General features: G+C 73.2%; 19 protein-coding genes. 7 read left to right on the top strand and 12 right to left on the bottom strand.

The annotated features are described in order from the left end of the window. The first annotated feature begins 1 nt into the window (after nucleotide 1). Genes ACH4E8_RS00155 through ACH4E8_RS00170 form a run of 4 tightly spaced genes read left to right on the top strand, consistent with a single transcriptional unit; the run spans nucleotide 2 to nucleotide 3,892 of the window. A complete protein-coding gene (locus tag ACH4E8_RS00155) occupies nucleotides 2-1,081 on the top strand; it encodes an ABC transporter permease (protein WP_398442787.1) in 1,080 nt (359 codons plus the stop codon). Then, nucleotides 1,078-1,965 carry an ABC transporter permease gene (locus ACH4E8_RS00160; protein WP_398442789.1) on the top strand — a complete coding sequence of 296 codons (888 nt, stop codon included), beginning with the start codon at nucleotides 1,078-1,080 and terminating at the stop codon, nucleotides 1,963-1,965. Before ACH4E8_RS00155 ends, ACH4E8_RS00160 begins: the two co-directional genes overlap by 4 nt. Then, the gene (locus ACH4E8_RS00165) at nucleotides 1,965-2,936 is read left to right on the top strand and encodes an ABC transporter ATP-binding protein (RefSeq protein WP_398442791.1); all 972 of its coding nucleotides are present in this window, start codon (nucleotides 1,965-1,967) and stop codon (nucleotides 2,934-2,936) included. Before ACH4E8_RS00160 ends, ACH4E8_RS00165 begins: the two co-directional genes overlap by 1 nt. Next, on the top strand, nucleotides 2,933-3,892 hold the full coding sequence (locus ACH4E8_RS00170; RefSeq protein ID WP_398442793.1) for an ABC transporter ATP-binding protein: 960 nt from the start codon (nucleotides 2,933-2,935) through the stop codon (nucleotides 3,890-3,892). Before ACH4E8_RS00165 ends, ACH4E8_RS00170 begins: the two co-directional genes overlap by 4 nt. A 192-nt stretch (nucleotides 3,893-4,084) precedes the next feature. On the opposite strand, the gene ACH4E8_RS00175 is transcribed toward ACH4E8_RS00170, so the two are convergent. The 8 genes from ACH4E8_RS00175 to rimP form a co-directional block, all read right to left on the bottom strand. Then, complete coding sequence (locus tag ACH4E8_RS00175; RefSeq protein ID WP_398442795.1) at nucleotides 4,085-5,029, bottom strand: bifunctional riboflavin kinase/FAD synthetase; 945 nt, start codon at nucleotides 5,027-5,029, stop codon at nucleotides 4,085-4,087. Nucleotides 5,030-5,147: 118 nt separating this feature from the next. After that, nucleotides 5,148-6,047, bottom strand: coding sequence for a tRNA pseudouridine(55) synthase TruB (gene truB, locus ACH4E8_RS00180; RefSeq protein ID WP_398442797.1), 900 nt, complete (start codon nucleotides 6,045-6,047; stop codon nucleotides 5,148-5,150). Further along, nucleotides 6,044-6,529, bottom strand: coding sequence for a 30S ribosome-binding factor RbfA (gene rbfA / locus ACH4E8_RS00185; protein WP_398442799.1), 486 nt, complete (start codon nucleotides 6,527-6,529; stop codon nucleotides 6,044-6,046). The genes truB and rbfA overlap by 4 nt, the downstream gene beginning before the upstream one ends. 39 nt (nucleotides 6,530-6,568) lie before the next feature. Further along, nucleotides 6,569-6,862, bottom strand: a complete 294-nt coding sequence (locus ACH4E8_RS00190) for a DUF503 domain-containing protein (protein WP_398442801.1) — start codon at nucleotides 6,860-6,862, stop codon at nucleotides 6,569-6,571. A gap of 192 nt (nucleotides 6,863-7,054) precedes the next feature. Next, nucleotides 7,055-10,138: a translation initiation factor IF-2 gene (gene infB, locus ACH4E8_RS00195; protein ID WP_398442803.1), complete on the bottom strand. Its 3,084-nt coding sequence runs from the start codon at nucleotides 10,136-10,138 to the stop codon at nucleotides 7,055-7,057. A 147-nt stretch (nucleotides 10,139-10,285) separates the two neighbouring features. Next, nucleotides 10,286-10,582, bottom strand: a complete 297-nt coding sequence (locus tag ACH4E8_RS00200) for a YlxR family protein (RefSeq protein WP_398442805.1) — start codon at nucleotides 10,580-10,582, stop codon at nucleotides 10,286-10,288. A gap of 144 nt (nucleotides 10,583-10,726) precedes the next feature. Continuing rightward, complete coding sequence (gene nusA / locus ACH4E8_RS00205) at nucleotides 10,727-11,743, bottom strand: transcription termination factor NusA (protein WP_398442807.1); 1,017 nt, start codon at nucleotides 11,741-11,743, stop codon at nucleotides 10,727-10,729. A gap of 2 nt (nucleotides 11,744-11,745) precedes the next feature. After that, the gene (rimP, locus tag ACH4E8_RS00210) at nucleotides 11,746-12,243 is read right to left on the bottom strand and encodes a ribosome maturation factor RimP (RefSeq protein WP_398442809.1); all 498 of its coding nucleotides are present in this window, start codon (nucleotides 12,241-12,243) and stop codon (nucleotides 11,746-11,748) included. 167 nt (nucleotides 12,244-12,410) lie between these two features. On the opposite strand from rimP, the gene ACH4E8_RS00215 reads away from it, so the two are divergent. The 3 genes from ACH4E8_RS00215 to ACH4E8_RS00225 all read left to right on the top strand — a co-directional run bounded on the left by ACH4E8_RS00215 (nucleotide 12,411) and on the right by ACH4E8_RS00225 (nucleotide 14,374). Then, the gene (locus ACH4E8_RS00215; protein ID WP_398442811.1) at nucleotides 12,411-12,956 is read left to right on the top strand and encodes a hypothetical protein; all 546 of its coding nucleotides are present in this window, start codon (nucleotides 12,411-12,413) and stop codon (nucleotides 12,954-12,956) included. Further along, on the top strand, nucleotides 12,953-13,414 hold the full coding sequence (locus tag ACH4E8_RS00220) for a ferritin-like domain-containing protein (RefSeq protein ID WP_398442813.1): 462 nt from the start codon (nucleotides 12,953-12,955) through the stop codon (nucleotides 13,412-13,414). The genes ACH4E8_RS00215 and ACH4E8_RS00220 overlap by 4 nt, the downstream gene beginning before the upstream one ends. A 69-nt stretch (nucleotides 13,415-13,483) precedes the next feature. After that, on the top strand, nucleotides 13,484-14,374 hold the full coding sequence (locus ACH4E8_RS00225; RefSeq protein ID WP_398442815.1) for an aminoglycoside phosphotransferase family protein: 891 nt from the start codon (nucleotides 13,484-13,486) through the stop codon (nucleotides 14,372-14,374). A 90-nt stretch (nucleotides 14,375-14,464) separates the two neighbouring features. Here the strand turns inward: ACH4E8_RS00225 and ACH4E8_RS00230 are convergent, their stop codons facing one another. The 4 genes from ACH4E8_RS00230 to ispG all read right to left on the bottom strand — a co-directional run bounded on the left by ACH4E8_RS00230 (nucleotide 14,465) and on the right by ispG (nucleotide 19,018). Continuing rightward, nucleotides 14,465-16,165, bottom strand: a complete 1,701-nt coding sequence (locus ACH4E8_RS00230; RefSeq protein ID WP_398442817.1) for a proline--tRNA ligase — start codon at nucleotides 16,163-16,165, stop codon at nucleotides 14,465-14,467. A 72-nt stretch (nucleotides 16,166-16,237) separates the two neighbouring features. Further along, entirely contained in the window at nucleotides 16,238-16,807 is a 570-nt protein-coding gene (locus ACH4E8_RS00235; protein ID WP_398442818.1) for a GNAT family N-acetyltransferase, read from the bottom strand. 72 nt (nucleotides 16,808-16,879) lie between these two features. After that, nucleotides 16,880-17,725, bottom strand: coding sequence for a GNAT family N-acetyltransferase (locus ACH4E8_RS00240; RefSeq protein WP_398442820.1), 846 nt, complete (start codon nucleotides 17,723-17,725; stop codon nucleotides 16,880-16,882). A 135-nt stretch (nucleotides 17,726-17,860) separates the two neighbouring features. Beyond that, complete coding sequence (gene ispG, locus ACH4E8_RS00245; protein WP_361960685.1) at nucleotides 17,861-19,018, bottom strand: flavodoxin-dependent (E)-4-hydroxy-3-methylbut-2-enyl-diphosphate synthase; 1,158 nt, start codon at nucleotides 19,016-19,018, stop codon at nucleotides 17,861-17,863. Between the last annotated feature and the right edge of the window lie 2 nt (nucleotides 19,019-19,020).

The following is a 19,020-nucleotide window of genomic DNA, read 5'->3' on the forward strand; positions in this document are numbered from 1 at the left end:
CATGACCTCCACCTCGCCATCGACGTCGTCGCCCCCGCCGCCGGCCGAAGCCGCCCCGCGGGAGCCGGTCGCCGCACGGGAGCGGCGCGGCGCGGGCCCGGCGGTCCGCGCGTACCTGCCCTACACGGCGCAGAAGGTGGGCGGGGCGCTGGTCTCCCTGCTCGCGGTCCTGGTGACCAGCTTCTTCCTGTTCCGGATCGTCCCGGGCGACCCGGTGAAGACCATGACGCACGGCCGGCCGACGTCGGCCGAGCAGTTGGCGGAGCTGCGTCGACAGTTCGGGCTCGACCAGCCGCTGTGGCGGCAGTTCACGGACTACTGCGCGGCGGCGCTCACCGGTGACTTCGGTACGTCGTACCAGTTCCGGGCGCCCGTCGGGGAGCTGATCGCCGAGAAGGTGCCGGCGACGCTGCTGCTGACCGGGGTGGCCGTGGTGCTCTACTCGGCGCTCGGGCTCTGGCTGGGCACCCGCTCGGCGTGGCGGCACGGCGGGCTCGGCGACCGGGTGAACACGGGGCTGGCGCTCACCCTGTGGTCGGTGCCGTCCTTCTGGCTGGGGCTGCTGCTGATCATCACCTTCTCCGTGGGCATCGGCCCGGTCCCCGGACTGTTCCCGACCGGCGGCATGGAGTCCGGTGACGAGACGGGGCTGGCGTACGTGCTGGACGTGGCCCACCACATGGTGCTGCCGGTGCTGACCCTGGTCGCGGTCGGATACGCGCAGACGCTGCTGGTGATGCGGGCCTCGCTGCTCGACGAGATGGGCGGGGACTATCTGACGACGGCGCGGGCGAAGGGGCTGCGGGACGCCGCGGTGCGCCGCCGCCATGCGGTGCCGAACGCGCTGCTGCCCACCGTGACCATGGTCTTCATCAATCTGGGCCATGTGGCGGCCGGATCGATCCTGGTGGAGACCGTCTTCTCCTGGCCCGGGCTCGGCGGGCTGTTCTACCAGGCGCTCAGCGTCCCGGACCTACCGCTGGTGCAAGGGCTGTTCGTCGTCTTCGCGGGAGCCATGATCGTGATGAACCTCCTGGCCGACCTGGTGTATCCGCTGCTCGACCCCCGGGTGGCCCGATGAGCACCGCGTCCCTGTCCCGGGCCCGTCGCCGGGCGTCCGCGGGCCGCTTCTGGCGCTCGTACCGCACCCATCGGGCCGGGCTGTTCGGCCTCGGCGTGCTGGGGCTGATCGCCGTGGTCGCGCTCGCGGCGCCGCTGCTGGTCGACGGTGACGTACGGAGCGTGACCCGGGCGCCGGGCGGGCCGCTGGAGTCGCCGAGCGCCGAGTTCCCGCTGGGTACGGACCAGTTCGGCCGCTCCCTGCTGGGGCTGCTGGTGTGGGGGGCGCGGATCTCGCTGACCGTGGGGCTGCTGGCGGCGGCCCTGTCGGTGGCGATCGGCACCCTGGTCGGCATCGTCGCGGGGCACTACGGCGGCTGGTTCTCCACCGTGCTGATGCGGGTCACGGACTGGTTCCTGGTGATGCCGGCGCTGGTGCTGGCGATCGTGCTGGCGACGGTGCTGTCCCGCAGCGTGTGGACCGTGGTCCTCGCGATCGGGGTGACCAGTTGGCCCACCACGGCCCGGCTGGTGCGGGCACAGACCATCGCGGTCGAGTCCCGCCCGTACATCGAACGCGCACAGGCGCTCGGCGGCGGACACGGCCACGTCATGAGCCGGCACGTGATGCCCAACGTGATGCCGCTGGTGCTGGCGCAGACCACCCTCGGCATCTCCACCGCCATCCTCACCGAGGCCACCCTCGCCTTCCTCGGGCTCGGCGACCCCTCGGTCGTCTCCTGGGGCGGCATGCTCCAGGACGCCCGGGAGGCGGGCGCGGTCTCCTCCGGCCACTGGTGGTACCTGGCTCCGCCGGGGCTGGCGATCGCCCTGGTGGCGCTGGCGTTCACGCTCTGCGGCCGGGCCGTGGAGCGGGTCCTCAACCCGAAGCTGGGGGTGCGGTGATGACCCGGCCGCTGCTCCAGGTGCGCGACCTGCACGTGACGTACGGCTCCGGGCCCGACGCGGTGCCCGCCGTCCGCGGCGTCGACCTCGACCTGGCCCGGGGACGGAAGCTGGGCGTCGCCGGGGAGTCGGGGTGCGGCAAGTCGACCCTGGCGCTGGCGCTGCTGCGGCTGCTGCCCCCGTCGGCCCGGATCACCGGCCGGATCCTCCTCGACGGCGAGGACGTGCTCACCATGCGCTGGGGCCGGCTGCGCGCGGTCCGCTGGGCGGGGGCCTCCCTCGTCTTCCAGGGCGCGATGCACTCCCTGAACGCCGTGCACCGCGTCGGCGACCAGATCGCGGAACCGATCCTGCTGCACCAGCGGGCCACCCCGGCGCAGGCCCGGGAACGCGTCGCGGAGTTGCTGCGCCAGGTGGGGCTGCCCGCGGCGCGCGCCCGCGCGTATCCGCACGAGCTCTCCGGCGGTCAGCGCCAACGCGTGATGATCGCCATGGCGCTCGCCTGCGACCCCGAGTTGATCGTCGCCGACGAGCCGACCACCGCGCTCGACGTGATGATCCAGGCGCAGATCCTGCGCCTGGTCGAACAGCTCGTCGCCGACCAGGACATCGGCCTGCTGATGATCAGCCACGACCTGGCCGTGCTCGCCGAGACCTGCGACCGGCTGGCGGTGATGTACGCGGGGCGGGTCGTCGAGGAGGGCCCGGCGGGCGCGGTCCACACCGCGGCCCGCCACCCCTACGGGCAGGCGCTGGCGGCCGCGTTCCCCCGCGTCGGGGACCCCGCGTCGCGCCGGGCGCCGCGCGGACTGCCCGGCGATCCCCCGGACCCCGCCGCCCTGCCTCCCGGCTGTGCCTTCCACCCGCGCTGTCCCGTGTCGCTGCCCGGCTGCACGACCGACGACCCGGTGCTGACCGGCGTCGTCGACCACCGGGCGGCCTGCGTCCATGCGAAAGGCGGCCCCGCGTGACCACGTCCGCTCCCCTGCTCCACGCCGACGGGCTCCACGTCACCTTCCCGCCACGGCGCGGTCGACCGGCGGCCCGCGCCGTCGACGGGGTCGACCTCGCGGTGGGGACCGGTGAGATCGTCGCCCTCGTCGGTGAGTCGGGCTGCGGCAAGACGACCCTCGCGAGAACGCTGCTGGGGCTGGTGCCGCCCACGTCCGGCCGGGTCAGCTTCGCCGGCCGGCCCCTGGAGTACTCCACCGCCGCCCTGCGCGCGTACCGCCGCCGCGTGCAACTCGTCCTCCAGGACCCCAGCGGCTCCCTCAACCCGCGGCACACCGTGTACGACGCGGTCGCGGAGGGCCTGCGCATCCACGGCCACCGCGGCGACGAGCGCGAAGCGGTCGGCCGGGCGTTGGCCCGCGCCGGTCTACGTCCGCCGGAACGGTTCTTCCTGCGCTATCCGCACGAGCTTTCCGGCGGCCAGCGCCAACGCGTCGTCATCGCCGGCGCGCTGGTGCTGGACCCGGAACTGATCGTCGCGGACGAGCCCGTCGCCTCGCTGGACGCGTCCGTGCGCGGGGAGATCCTGGCGCTGCTGCTGCGGCTGCGGGACGACCTCGGGCTCTCCGCCCTCGTCGTCACCCACGACCTGGGGCTCGCCTGGAACGTCGCGGACCGGGTCGCGGTGATGTACCTGGGGCGCATCGTGGAGGAGGGCCCGGTCGACACGGTCCTCACCGCGCCCCGGCACCCCTACACCCGGGCCCTGATGTCGGTGCTCCCCAACTCCCCGACGCCGCCGACGGTGCTGACGGGAGAGCCGCCCGACCCCACGCGCATCCCGCCCGGCTGCCGCTTCCACCTGCGCTGCCCGGCGCTGGCGTCGGGCGAGGCGGAACGGGCGGGCGTCGCGTCCGCCTGCCGCACCCGCGACCCCCTGCTGCGCCCCGACACCGCGGTGGCCTGCCATCTATAGCCTCGGCCGACGCGGTCCCGCCGTGCGGCGAGCTGTGTTACGGCGTCTGCGGCCCGGTGGAGGGTTGCTCGCGCAGTTCCGCCCTCCATGCCCAGAGGGCATGGAGGGCGGAACTGCGCGAGAAGCCACAGACGGGCCGCAGAGACCAACGCATCCGCAGGGAAACGGCGAGTACGTCCACCCGCACACAACCTACGGCGCCGCTGTCAGCTCGCGGCACTTCTTGACGTCCCGCGCCATCGCATCCAGCAGGTCCTCCACCGAGGCGAACTTCTGCATCGGACGGACGTACGCCAGGAACTCCACGGCCGCGTGCAGCCCGTACAGATCGAGGTCGACCCGGTCGATCGCGTACGCCTCGACGCTGCGCGCGGTCCCGTCGAACTGCGGGTTCGTCCCGACGGAGATCGCCGCCGGCATGCGCTCGCCGGCCGCCGTCAGCCAGCCCGCGTACACCCCGTCCGCGGGGACCGCGGTGTGCGGCAGCGTCTCCACGTTCGCCGTGGGGTAGCCCAACTCGCGCCCGCGCTGCGCACCGCGCACCACGACGCCCTCCACCCGGTGGGGGCGGCCCAGGATCTCCCCCGCGCCCTCGACGTCGCCCGCCGCGACCAGCCGGCGCGCCAGCGTGGAGGAGAACGGCTCCCCGCCGCCGGCCTCGCCGCTGACGTGGAGGTCGATCACCTCCACGTCGTAGTCGTACGTGGCCCCCAGCTCCGCCAGGTACGCCACGTTGCCCGCGGCCTTGTGGCCGAAGCGGAAGTTCGGCCCCTCCACGACCGCGCGGGCGTGCAACTTGTCGACGAGGACCTTCACGATGAAGTCCGCCGGCGAGAGCTTCGAGAACTCCGCGGTGAAGGGCAGGATGAGCACCGCGTCGACGCCCAGCTCGGCCATCAGCTCCGCCCGGCGGTGGTGCGGCGCGAGCAACGGCGGATGACTGCCGGGGCGCACCACTTCGCTGGGGTGCGGGTCGAAGGTGACCACGACGGACGGCACGGACAGCTCCCGCGCCCGCTCCACCGCCCGCCCGATGATCAGCTGGTGACCCCGGTGCACCCCGTCGTAGGAGCCGATGGTGACGACGCTGCGTCCCCAGTCCTGGGGGATGTCCTCCAAGCCGCGCCAGCGCTGCACTGTGACCGCTCCTCGCCGAACTTCATGTGTTCCCGACCAGTATTCGCAGCTCTAAGACTGCCATGCCCCCGCCCGCCGATCCGCATCGGCCCGTGACCTGCGGGCGCGGGCCGGCGGGTCAGCCGAAGACGGCGAGGCTCTTGGCCTTGCCCTTCTGGTCCTCGACGAGTGCCAGCAGCCGGTCACCGGGGCCGAAGACGGCCACGGGCGACCGGTCGAAGGCCGGCATGTCGAGGCGTACGCCGTTGGTGAGCAGCCGGGCCCGGCGCTCGTCCACGTCCCAGCGCTCGAACGCTGCCGACGCCGCCTGTGCGACGGGCATCACGGTCAGCTCCTGCTGGAGCTGGTCCAGGGTGCGCGCCGCGTCGATGCCGTAGGGCCCCACGCGGGTGCGCCGCAGCGCCGTGAGGTGACCGCCGACGCCGAGCCCCGCGCCGAGGTCCCGGGCCAGGGCCCGGATGTAGGTCCCCGACGAGCAGACCACGGAGACGACGAGGTCCAGGACGGGGGTGCCGTCCTCGGCGACCGCCTCGCGCACGTCGTAGACGCGGAAGGAGGAGACCGTGACCGGGCGGGCCGGGATCTCGAAGTCCTCGCCGCCGCGCACCCGGGCGTAGGACCGCTTGCCGTCGATCTTGATGGCGCTGACCTTCGACGGCACCTGCATGATGGCGCCGGTCAGGGCCGCCACACCGGCGTCGATCGCCTCGCGGGCGATCCCGGAGGCGTCCGCGGAGGCCGTGATCTCGCCCTCGGCGTCGTCCGTCACGGTCGACTGACCGAGGCGTACGGTGCCCAGGTACTCCTTCTCCGTGAGCGCGAGGTGGCCGAGCAGCTTGGTGGCCCGCTCGACGCCGAGCACGAGCACCCCCGTGGCCATCGGGTCGAGGGTGCCGGCGTGGCCCACCCGGCGGGTCCGGGCGATGCCGCGCATCTTGGCCACGACGTCGTGCGAAGTGAAGCCCGACGGCTTGTCGACGATGACGAGGCCGTCGGGCACTGGGGTGTGCTGGGTCATCCGGAGGTGCTGTCCTCACCGTTGGCGGAAGCCGCTTCGTCGGAGTCCCCGCCGTCGGCGTCCTCGGGCTTGCGGTACGGGTCGGCCCCGGCCGCGTACTTGGCGCCGGAGGACTCCTCGCGCACCCGGGCGTCGGAGGCCCGCGCCCGGTCCAGCAGGTCCTCGATGGTCCGGGCGTTCTCGGGGAGCGCGTCCGCCACGAAGCTCAGGGTCGGGGTGAACTTGGTGCCGGCCGCGGCCCCGACCGCGCTGCGCAGCACGCCCTTGGCGCTCTGCAGGCCGGCGGCGGCGTTGGCCCGGTCCTCGTCGTCCCCGTAGACCGTGTAGAAGACCGTGGCCTCCCGCAGGTCCCCGGTGACCCGGGTGTCGGTGATGGTCACGTGGGAGCCGAGCCGCGGGTCCTTGATGCCGCGCTGTAGCTTCTCGGCGACCACTTCCCTGATGAGGTCGGCCAGTTTCCTCGCCCGCGCGTTGTCGGCCACTGGTTCTTCTCCTTCTTACCTGCTTGCCTTGCCATCGCTTCAGTCTTCGTCACTGTGGAACCTGCGTCGAACGGACAGCAGCTCCACCTCCGGCCGGCCGGCGACGAAGCGTTCGCACCGGTCGAGCACGTCCCTGAGGTGGCCCGCGTCGCCGGACACCACGGCCAGGCCGATCTCGACCCGGCGGTAGAGGTCCTGCTCACCGGTCTCCGCCGCGCTCACCACGAATTTCCGTTGGAGCTCGGCGACGATCGGGCGGACCACGGAACGCTTCTCCTTCAACGACCGTACGTCGCCGAGGAGCAGGTCGAAGGACAGGGTCCCCACATACATGGATGCATCCGGATGTCCCGCCGGTTCGGGTTCAGGTGCGTCTGCCGTCGTTTCGGCAGAACAGCAGAACCGTACACGCGGCGGCCGGGGCGGATCGACGGAAAATCACTCCGCAGACCCGCCCCGGCCGACCGCACGCACGTTCGGTCGCGTACCGGCCGACGTACGGCCGGCCGGTACGCACTCCGCGCGTCAGACGCGCGGCTTCTCGCGCATCTCGTAGGTCGCGATGACGTCGTCGACCTTGATGTCGTTGAAGTTTCCGAGGTTGATACCGCCCTCGAAGCCTTCGCGGATCTCGGTGACGTCGTCCTTGAAGCGGCGCAGGCCCTCGATGTTGAGGTTCTCCGCGATGACCTTGCCGTCCCGCAGGAGGCGGGCCTTGGTGTTCCGCTTGACCTCGCCGGAGCGGATGAGGACACCCGCGATGTTGCCCAGCTTGGACGAGCGGAAGACCTCGCGGATCTCCGCCGTGCCCAGCTCGACCTCTTCGTACTCCGGCTTGAGCATGCCCTTGAGGGCCGCCTCGATCTCCTCGATGGCCTGGTAGATCACCGAGTAGTACCGGACGTCGACGCCCTCGCGCTCCGCCATCTGCGCGGCACGGCCGGCCGCGCGGACGTTGAAGCCGATGACGATGGCGTCGGAGCCCATCGCCAGGTCGATGTCCGACTCGGTGACGGCACCCACACCACGGTGGAGGACGCGGATGTCGACCTCTTCGCCGACGTCCAGCTGGAGCAGCGAGGACTCGAGAGCCTCCACCGAACCGGACGCGTCACCCTTGATGATGATGTTGAGGTCCTGCACGAGGCCGGCCTTGAGCACCTTGTCCAGGTCCTCCAGGGACACCCGGCGGGTGCGCTTGGCGAACGCGGCGTTCCGCTCACGGGCGGCGCGCTTCTCGGCGATCTGCCGGGCCGTGCGGTCCTCGTCGACGACGAGGAAGTTGTCGCCGGCGCCCGGGACGTTGGTGAGGCCGAGGACGAGGACCGGGGTCGAGGGACCGGCCTCCGTCACGTTCTCGCCCTTGTCGTCGAGCATGGCCCGGACGCGACCGTAGGCGTCGCCCACGACCATCGTGTCGCCGATGCGGAGGGTGCCGCGCTGGACCAGGACGGTCGAGACGGCGCCACGACCGCGGTCGAGGTGGGACTCGATCGCGATGCCCTGCGCGTCCTGCTCCGGGTTGGCCCGCAGGTCGAGCGAGGCGTCCGCGGTGAGGACCACGGCCTCCAGCAGTTCCTCGATGTGCAGGCCCTGCTTGGCGGAGATGTCGACGAACATGGTGTCGCCGCCGTACTCCTCGGCGACCAGGCCGAACTCGGTCAGCTGACCGCGGACCTTGGTCGGGTCGGCACCCTCGACGTCGATCTTGTTGACCGCGACCACGATCGGCACGTCGGCCGCCTTGGCGTGGTTCAGCGCCTCGATCGTCTGCGGCATGACGCCGTCGTTGGCCGCCACCACGAGGATCGCGATGTCGGTCGACTTGGCACCGCGGGCACGCATGGCGGTGAACGCCTCGTGACCGGGGGTGTCGATGAAGGTGATCTTGCGCTCGTCGCCGTTGACCTCGGTCGCGACCTGGTAGGCACCGATGTGCTGGGTGATGCCACCGGCCTCGCCCGCGACCACGTTGGTCTTGCGGATCGCGTCGAGCAGACGGGTCTTTCCGTGGTCGACGTGGCCCATGACGGTGACCACCGGCGGACGGGAGACCAGGGCCTCGTCGCCGCCCTCGTCCTCGCCGAACTCGATGTCGAAGGACTCCAGGAGCTCCCGGTCCTCCTCCTCCGGGCTGACGATCTGAACGATGTAGTTCATCTCGCCGCCGAGCAGATGGAGCGTCTCGTCGGAGACGGACTGCGTGGCAGTGACCATCTCGCCGAGGTTCATCATGACCGCGACCAGGGACGCCGGGTTGGCGTTGATCTTCTCGGCGAAGTCGGTGAGGGAGGCACCGCGCGACAGGCGAATGGTCTCGCCGCCGCCGCGGGGCAGCATCACGCCGCCGACCGACGGGGCCTGCATGGCCTCGTACTCCTGGCGCCGCTGCCGCTTCGACTTGCGACCGCGACGGGCCGGGCCGCCGGGGCGACCGAAGGCGCCCTGCGTGCCACCGCGGCCACCGGGGCCGCCGGGACGTCCACCGAAGCCGGGACGACCGCCGAAGCCGCCGCCACCGCCACCGGGACCGCCGCCACCGGGACGACCGCCGAAGCCGCCGCCACCACCGGGACGACCGCCGCCGCCACCGGGACCGCCGGGACGACCGGCGAAGCCGGGACGACCGCCGCCGCCACCGGCACCGCCGGGACGACCGCCGGCACCGGGGCCGCGACCGCCGGGGCCACCGCCGGGACGGGGGCCGGCAGCGGGACGCTGCGGCATCATGCCCGGGTTCGGACGGTTACCGCCGGGGCCGCCGCCGGGACGGGGCGCCTGCGGACGCGGCATCGCGCCGGGCGTGGGACGGGGACCGCCCTGGCCCTGCGGACGCGGGGCGCCGCCGGGGCCGCCCTGCGGACGCGGAGCACCGGCACCGGGGCCACCCGGACGGGGGGCGCCGGGACGGGGCGCCTGCGGGCGCGCCATGCCGGTGGAGCCACCGGACGTGAAGGGGTTGTTGCCCGGACGGGGACCGGCCGGACGGTTGCCGCCGGGGCGGGGACCGCCCTGGCCGGGCGCGGGACGCCCGGGACGGTCGCCGCGGTCGCCGCGCTCACCGCGGCCGCCGTCGCGCTGACCGCCCGACGGACCCGGACGGGCGCCGGGGCGCGGGCCGGGAGCGGCCGGGCGCGGCGCCTGCGGGGCGGCGGGCTGGGCCGGCGCCGGAGCGGAGAACTCCGCGGCGACGGGGGCCGCCGGAGCGGGCCGTGCCGGAGCGGGCCGCGGACCCGGACGCGGGCCCGGGGTCGGCGCGCTGGAGGGGGTGCCGCTGGGCGCCTCGGACGCGGCAGGCTTGGGAGCCTGCGCGCCGGGCTTGGGCGCGGCGGGACGGGGCGCGGCCGGAGTCGGCGCGCCGGGGGTGGGGCCACCCGGACGGGGGGCGGGGGACGGCGCTGCCTTGCGGGGCGCGCCGGGCTTGGCAGCGGTCTTGCCGGCGCTCTGGCCGGACCCCTGCAATGCGTCAGTCAACTTGCGCACGACCGGCGCCTCGATCGTCGAGGACGCCGAACGGACGAATTCACCGAGTTCCTGGAGCTTGGCCATGACGACCTTGCTCTCCACACCGAACTCCTTGGCGAGTTCGTATACCCGGACCTTAGCCACTTCGCTCCTTTTAGGTCCGGTTACCGCCGGACCGTCGCTACTTCATGGGCGTACTCATCGCGTACTCATCGAGTGCTCATCGCAATCTCGACCTACTTCCGACTCGCGAGGTACCTGACCGCACGGGAATCCGTGCCGTACTTCTTCTTACACATCCTGCTCCGCCGCCCGTTCCGCCTCGTGCACGTACTGCCGTACGGCAGTCGTGTCGAGCGGACCCTCGGCCCGCAAGGCCCGGGGGAACGCCCGGCGGCGGACCGCCAGATCAAGACAGACCACGGCGGGGTGTACATACGCACCCCGGCCGGGCAGCGTACCGCGATCGTCGGGGACGCACTCGCCCCCGACCCTCACGATGCGCAGCAGATCGCTCTTGGCCGTCCGACTCCGGCAGCCCACACAGGTGCGTTCAGGGCATACGCCGACGTCCGTCCGGCCAGACACGGTTAAGTCTACCTCCCCGTAGCGACCTCACCCCTTTGGGGCAAAAATCGAACACCCATATGTCTTGATCGACTGTCTTGACCGACCGCGCCCCGCGGCGGAGCGCCGCGAGGCGGTCCGCTCCGAGGCCGGTCGGCGGCCGGCTCAGTCGGCGGCCGGTCCCGGCTCCCGCTCGCCTTCGCCCTGCTCGGTGTCCGGGCGGATGTCGATGCGCCAGCCGGTCAGCCGGGCGGCCAGCCGGGCGTTCTGCCCTTCCTTGCCGATGGCCAGCGAGAGCTGGTAGTCGGGGACGGTCACCCGGGCGGAGCGGGCGGCGAGGTCGACGACCTCCACCTTGCTCACCCGGGCCGGGGAGAGCGCGTTCGCCACCATCTCGGCCGGGTCGTCCGACCAGTCGACGATGTCGATCTTCTCGCCGTTCAGCTCGCTCATCACGCTGCGCACCCGGCCGCCCATCTGACCGATGCACGCGCCCTTGGCGTTCAGCCCGGCGCGGGTGGGGCGCACCGCGATCTTGGTGCGGTGGCCGGCCTCCCGGGCGATCGCCGCGATCTCGACGCTGCCGTCCGCGATCTCCGGGACCTCCAGCTCGAAGAGCTTCTTGACCAGGTTCGGATGGGTGCGCGAGAGGGTCACGGACGGGCCGCGCACCCCCTTGGCAACCCGGACGACGTAGGTGCGCAGCCGCAGCCCGTGGTCGTACGTCTCGCCGGGCACCTGCTCCTGCACGGGCAGGATCGCCTCCAGCTTGTCGTCCAGCTTGACCAGGACGTTCTTGGGGTCCTTGCCCTGCTGCACCTGGCCGGAGACGATGTCGCCCTCGCGCCGGGCGTACTCGCCGAGGGTGGCGTCGTTCTCCGCGTCCCGCAGCCGCTGCTGGATCACCTGGCGGGCGGTGGTCGCCGCGATCCGCCCGAAGTCGGTGGGGGTGTCGTCGAACTCCTTGGGCTCCTTGCCCTCGGGCACGTCCGCGGGGTCCTCCTTGGCCCACACGGTCACGTGCCCGGAGTCCCGGCTGATCACCACCCGTGCGTGCCGGCGGCTGTCCGGGGTGCGGTGGTACGCGATGAGGAGGGCCGACTCGATCGCCTCGACCAGGAGGTCGAAGGGGATCTCCTTCTCCTGTGCCAAGCCCTTCAGGAGCTTTACGTCGATGTCCACGGCTACGCCTCCTCTTCCTTCTTGTCCTTGCGGTTGAACTCGATCTCCACGCGGGCCTTCGCGACCTCGTCGAAGGCGAGTCGACGGGCGGTGGGCTTGCGGCCCTTGACCCCGGGCACCTCGACGTCGACCCCGTCGCCGTCGACGACGAGCACCCGGGCGACGAGTTCCCCGCCGTCGTGCAGCTGGAACTTCACCAGCCGGCCGGCGGCGCGCACGTAGTGGCGGTGCTCCGTCAGGGGGCGGTCGGCGCCGGGCGAGCTGACTTCGAGGGTGTACTCCTCGTCGCCCATGGCATCGCTCTCGTCGAGCTTCTGGGAGATCTCGCGGCTCAGCTCCGCGCACGCGTCCAGGGTGGGGCCCTCGTCGGAGTCGACGGTGATCCTGAGCTGCCGGCGACGGCCCGCCCGGCCCACCTCGACCTCTTCGAGGTCCAGTCCAGCGGCGCGCACGAGCGGCTCCAGCAGCCCGCGCAGCCTCTCGCTCTGGGTGGTGCTCATCCGGGTGACTCCTCGGCCGCGTGTGCTGTTGTGGGAACGCTGTGCTCGTCGCGTGTCTGATGGACGTCTGGACAACGTCAGCCCACAGCCTATCCGGTCCCGCAGGGTGTTGCCGTCCACCGCAGGGGGACCCGCGGGTACGCTCGCCTGCGGCGATGATCACCGAGATGTCGAGGGAGACACCCGTGGGGCGCACCGGAACGACACGAAGACGGGCCCTGCTGGTGACGGGCGCGGTGGCCGGCGCCGCGGCTGCGGGAGTGTTGTCGGGCTGCTCGGGCGAGCGGTCCGAGCCGGGCGCGCGCTCCAGCGCGCAGGGCGCGGGGGCAGCGCCCGAAGGGGCGGAAGCGACCGATGCCGCCGTGAGGAAACGGTTGGCCGCCGCCAGCGGGGCGCTGCGGGACCAGTACGACGCGGTGATCGCGGCCCATCCGACGTTGGCCGCCCGGCTCACCGCGCTGCGCACCTCCGTCGCCGCGCACGCCTCGGCGTTGGGCGGGACGGCGCGGGCGGCCGGCTCGCGCCCGGTCGCCGTCGAGCCCGCAGCGGCGCTCAAGGAGCTGGCGGCGGCGGAGCGCCGCACCTCCGACGCGCTGACCGCGGCCATCGGCGGCGCCCGGCCCGAGCTGGCGCGGCTGCTGGCCTCGGTCGCCGCGGCCGGCGCCGCCCACGCGTACTTGCTGACGGCGCCCGCCGCCGGCGGTGCCCGGTGAACGCCCGGGAGCCCGCGGACGCACCGGACCCGCAGGAGCTGCTGGCCGCGGTGCAGGCGGCGCTCGCCGCCCAGCACGCGGCGGTGTACGGCTACGGCGTGGTCGGCGCGCGGGTGGACGCCGGGCGGGAGGCGGAGGCCCGGGCCGCGTACGCCGCCCACCGGGCCCGGCGCGACGCCCTCGCCCGCACCGTGCGCGACCTCGGCGGCGCGCCGGTCACCGCCGCGCCCGGGTACGCGCTGCCGTTCCCCGTGACCGACGCCGCCGCCGTCCTGCTGCTGGCGGCGCATCTGGAGGACCGGGTGGCGGGGGCGTGCTCGGACCTCGTACGGGCCGCGGAGGGGCGGCTGCGGCAGGAGGCGGCGGTGGCGCTGCGCGAGGCCGCCGTGCGCGCGGTGCGCTGGCGCGGCAGCGGCGTAGCCTTTCCTGGGCTCGTCGAGCGGGCGCCCCGGGGCTGACCACCTGGCGGACCGCGTCCGCGGGGCGGCGTGCCGGTGTCGAGTGGAGTGAGAGGAAGTCGCGTACGCATGGATCTGCAAGCGCCTGGACGTCTGGTGCGGGCGCTCGGCGAGCGCGGCGGCGAGGGTGACGGGGCTTGGCTGGAGGGGCTGGCGGAGCTCGTCGAGGAGACCGCGGCCCGGGCTCGGCTGGACGTCGAACGGGTCGTGGTCCCCGGTGGGCGCAGGGGGCTGGTGCTCCTGGTGCGGCTCGCCGACGGGACGCCCGCCGCGTTGAAGCTGGCGCCGCCGTCCGCGGCCCCCGATCTGGAGCGGGCGGCGCTGGAGCTGTGGGACGGCTTCGGGGCGGTGCGGGTGCTGGGCGCCGTCGACGGGGGGACGGTGCTGGAGCGGCTGCGTCCCGAGGTGTCCCTGCGGTCGCTGCCGGAGGCGAAGGCGCTGTTGGAGGCGGCCGGGACGGTGCGGCGCCTGTGGGTGCCGCCGCCGGCCGGGCACGGTTTCGAGTCCGTCGCCGAGCGGACGGAGGCGCGGGCCGGGCTGTTGCGGGCGGACGCCGGGGACGAGCCGTTGGTGTCGGCGGCGCTGAGCGCGCGGGACGAGTTGGTGGGCTCGGCGCCCGAGGACGACAGCTTCGTGCTGCACGGCCGGTTCCGGCAGGGCAAGGTGCTGGCCGGTGAGCGGGCGCCCTGGCTGACGGTGGGGCCCGAGCCGCTGGTCGGCGAGCGCGCCTACGACCTGGCGCGGCTGGCCCGCGACCGGGCGGAGGACCTGGTGGCCGCCGCGTCCGGGGCGTCCGCGGCGCGGCGCCGGGTGAACAAGCTGGCGGACTCCTTGGACCTGGACGCGGACCGGCTGCGCGGCTGGACGCTGTTCAGGGCGGTGGAGTCGGCGCTCCGGGCGGTGCGGGCGGGCCGCCGGCAGCAGGGCGAAGGGCTGTTGGAGTTCGCGTCCTGGCTGTGACCGGCCGGGGCGCGCGGTCCCCGTGACGTCGCGAAGGCCGCGTCCCCTCAACGGGGGCGCGGCCTTCGGAGCGTCCGGGCGGGCGGTGCGTCAGGAGGCGCTGAGCTTGGCGACGGCCTCCGCCAGCGGCAGTTCCTCGCGCTCGCCGGTGCGGCGGTCCTTCAGTTCGACGATCCCGTCGCCGGAGCGACGGCCCGCGACCAGGATCTTCGGGACGCCGATCAGCTCGGCGTCGGTGAACTTGACGCCGGGCGAGACGCCGGGGCGCTCGTCGACCAGGACGCGCAGGCCGGCGGCGGCGAGCTGCTCGGCGGCCGTGAGGGCGAACTCCGTCTGCAGGGCCTTGCCGGCGGCGACGACGTGGACGTCCGCGGGGGCGATCTCGGTGGGCCAGCACAGGCCCTGCTCGTCGGCGGTCTGCTCGGCGAGGGCGGCCACGGCGCGCGAGACGCCCACGCCGTACGACCCCATGGTGACGCGCTCGGGCTTGCCGTTCTGGCCGAGGACGTCGAGCTGGAAGGCGTCGGCGTACTTGCGGCCGAGCTGGAAGATGTGGCCGATCTCGATGGCGCGGTCCAGCTTCAGGCCGGTGCCGCACTTGGGGCAGGGGTCGCCCTCCTCGACGACGACCACGTCGAGGTAGGCGTCGACCTCGAAGTCCCGGCCGACGACCACGTTCTTCGCGTGCACGCCCTCCTTGTTGGCGCCGGTGATCCAGGCGGTGCCGGCGGCCACCCGCGGGTCGGCGAGGTAGCGCACCTTGTCCAGGCCCTGCGGGCCGACGTAGCCGCGGACCAGGTCGGGGCGGCCGGTGAAGTCCTCGGCGGTGACCAGCTCCACCTCGGCGGGGGCGAAGTGGTCGCCGAGCTTGCCCAGGTCGACCTCGCGGTCACCGGGGACGCCGACCGCGACGATCTCGCCGTCGACCTTGACGAGGAGGTTCTTCAAGGTGGCGGACGCGGGCACGCCCAGGTGCGCGGCCAGGGTCTCGATGGTGGGGGTGTCGGGGGTGTCCAGCTCCTCGACGGCGCCGACCTCCCCGGCCGGGGCGACCCCGGCGGTGAAGGTGACGGCCTCGGTGTTCGCCGCGTAGTCGCAGGCGGGGCAGTCGGCGAAGGTGTCCTCGCCGGCCGCGGCGGGCGCCAGGAACTCCTCGGACGCCGAGCCGCCCATGGCGCCGGAGACGGCGGAGACGATCCGGTGGTCCAGGCCCAGCCGCTCGAAGATCCGGATGTACGCCTCGCGGTGCAGCGCGTACGACTGCGCCAGACCCTCGTCCGTGGTGTCGAAGGAGTACGAGTCCTTCATCAGGAACTCGCGGCTGCGCAGGATGCCCGACCGGGGGCGGGCCTCGTCGCGGTACTTCGTCTGGATCTGGTAGAGGATCACCGGCAGGTCCTTGTAGGACGTGCACTGGTCCTTGACGAGGAGGGTGAAGATCTCCTCGTGGGTGGGGCCGAGGAGGTAGTCCCCGCCCTTGCGGTCCTTGAGGCGGAACAGCTCGGCGCCGTACTCGTCCCAGCGGCCGGACGCCTCGTACGGCTCCTTGGGCAGCAGCGCGGGCAGCGTCACCTCCTGGGCGCCGATGGCGTCCATCTCCTCGCGCACCACGCGGGTGATGTTCTCCAGCACCTGCTTGCCCAGCGGCAGCCAGGACCAGATGCCGGCCGCGTTGCGGCGTACGTAACCGGCGCGGACCAGCAGCTTGTGGCTGAGCGTCTCCGCGTCCGCCGGGTCGTCGCGCAGTGTCTTGACCATCAGACGGGACATGCGCTGGACCTGGGCTGCCATGGGGAATCTCCTGCGTGAAGAACCTGAAGGTGGTGTGCAGGAGGTTAGCCCCCTGGCGGCGGGGGGCGGTAATCAGTTGCCGCGCAGCAGCGGCAGCGGGGCGCCCATCACGGCGTAGGGGCGGGGGGCGCTCGGGAAGTGGACCTGGCGGGCGAGGTCGGCGTAACCCAGGCTCCGGTACAGGCCGCGGGCGGGGGACTCGGTGTCGATGGCGGAGAGGATGGACCGGGGCTCGACGGCGGCGTCGGTGATCGTGGTGATCAGCGCGCGGCCGATGCCGCGCCCCTGGAAGCGGGGGTGGACGTGCAGTTCGGTGATGACGAACGCGTCGTCGAGCCACTCCTCGGTGCCGGTGCGGCGCAGATGGGGTTCGACGACGGTGGACCACCAGTGGCTGCGGTCGTTGGGCATCCCGTAGACGAAGCCGACGAGGCGGTCGGTGTCGGTGAGCGCGCCGAGCGCGCGGGCGCCCGGCTGCTGGAGGTGGCGGTGGACGATGTGGCGCCGTACGTCGATCTCGCCCTGGGTGAGGCCGAAGGCGAGGGCCTGCACCATGAGCGCTTCGTCGAGCCGGGAGGCGAGGTCGACGGTGGCGACCGTGACGTGGGGGAACTGGGCCGGGCCGCCGGGGACTGATGCCATGGGCGCACCCTACTGGCCGGGGCGCCGGCCCCGAACGGCCGGTCCGCGCCGCGGAGCACGGGGCGGGGCGGTTCAGAACAGGACGCTCATGAACGCGCCCACCTCGCGGAAGCCGACGCGGCGGTAGGAGGCCCGGGCGGGGGTGTTGTAGTCGTTGACGTAGAGGCTCACGACGGGCGCGACGTCGGCGAGGGCGTAGCGCAGCACGGCGGCCATGCCGACCTCGGAGAGGCGTCGGCCGCGGAACTCGGGGTCCACCCAGACGCCCTGGATCTGGCACGCCTGGGTGGTGGCGGCGCCGATCTCGGCCTTGAAGACGACCCGGCCGTCCTCGATCCGGGCGAAGGAGCGGCCGGAGCCGACGAGTTCGGCGACCCGGGCCTGGTAGAGCAGTCCGCCGTCGCCGGCCATGGGCGAGACGCCGACCTCCTCGGTGAACATGGCCACGCACGCGGGCATGATCACGTCCATCTCGTCCTTGCGGATGCGCCGTACGTACGGGTCGGGCTCGACGTCGGCGGAGGGGCCGTCGGCCACCATCAGCGGCTGGCGGGGGCGCACGTCCCGGGCGGGGCCCCAGCTCGGCTCCAGCAGCCGCCACAGCTGGGCGGTGGGCTCGGCCGGGCCGACGATCGAGGAGCAGCGGCGGCCGGTCCTGCGGGCCCGGTCGGCGAAGGCGCGCACGGCCTCGGGGGTGGCGCAGACCGGCACCAGGTTGGCGCCGGAGTAGCAGAGCGAGCGGAGCCTTCCGTCCGCGTACCAGCCCCACATCTCGCCGCCGAGGCGCCAGGGGTCGAGCCCGGCGACCTGGACCCGGGAGGTGACGAAAGCATTCGCCACGGGCTCGCTCTCCAGCACCGCGAGCGCGGCGCCGAGGTCGCCGGGTTCGAGGACCCGGGTGGTGGTCTGCGTCAACACGTGGGGGGCCTCACCGTACGGTCTGCTGATCTCCGCACTGTACCCGGCGTCCGTGCCGGGTGCCGAGCGATGGATACGGCCCCCTCGTTCCCGGGAACGAGGGGGCCGGGGGTCCGTACGGCGCGGGCGGAGGCGTCAGACGCCGATCGAGACGGAGGGCTCGCCGGAGGCGACGCCGTCCTTCTCCATCTGCTCGGCGATCTTCATCGCCTCGTCGATGAGGGTCTCCACGATCTTCGACTCGGGGACGGTCTTGATGACCTCGCCCTTGACGAAGATCTGGCCCTTGCCGTTGCCGGACGCGACGCCGAGGTCGGCCTCGCGGGCCTCGCCGGGGCCGTTCACCACGCAGCCCATCACGGCGACGCGCAGCGGGACCTCCATGCCCTCCAGGCCGGCGGTGACCTCGTCCGCGAGCTTGTAGACGTCGACCTGCGCCCGGCCGCAGGACGGGCAGGAGACGATCTCCAGCCGGCGCTGGCGGAGGTTGAGCGACTCCAGGATCTGGATGCCGACCTTGACCTCTTCGGCGGGCGGCGCGGAGAGGGAGACCCGGATGGTGTCGCCGATGCCCTCGCTCAGCAGCGCGCCGAAGGCGACGGCGGACTTGATCGTGCCCTGGAAGGCGGGGCCCGCTTCGGTGACGCCGAGGTGCAGCGGGTAGTCGCACTGGGCGGCGAGTTGGCGGTAGGCGTTCACCATCACGACGGGGTCGTTGTGCTTCACGGAGATCTTGATGTCGGTGAAGCCGTGCTCCTCGAAGAGGGACGCCTCCCACAGCGCCGACTCGACGAGGGCTTCGGGGGTGGCCTTGCCGTACTTCTCCAGCAGGCGGCGGTCCAGGGAGCCGGCGTTCACGCCGATGCGGATCGGGGTGGCGGAGGCGGACGCCGCCGCCGCGATCTCCTTGACCTTGTCGTCGAACTGCTTGATGTTGCCGGGGTTGACGCGGACCGCGGCGCAGCCGGCGTCGATGGCGGCGAAGACGTACTTGGGCTGGAAGTGGATGTCGGCGATCACCGGGATCTGCGACTTGCGCGCGATGGTGGCGAGCGCGTCCGCGTCGTCCTGCGTCGGGCAGGCGACCCGCACGATCTGGCAGCCGGAGGCGGTGAGCTCCGCGATCTGCTGGAGCGTGGCCCCGATGTCGGAGGTCCGCGTGGTGGTCATGGACTGGACCGACACGGGGGCGTCGCCGCCCACCGCCACGGAGCCGACCTGGATCTTGCGGCTGACGCGGCGGTCGGCGAGCTTGGTCGGAACGGACGGCATACCGAGAGAAATCGCGGTCATCT

The sequence above is a fragment of the Streptomyces sp. NPDC017979 genome (assembly GCF_044328175.1).
Taxonomy (GTDB): Bacteria; Actinomycetota; Actinomycetes; order Streptomycetales; family Streptomycetaceae; genus Streptomyces.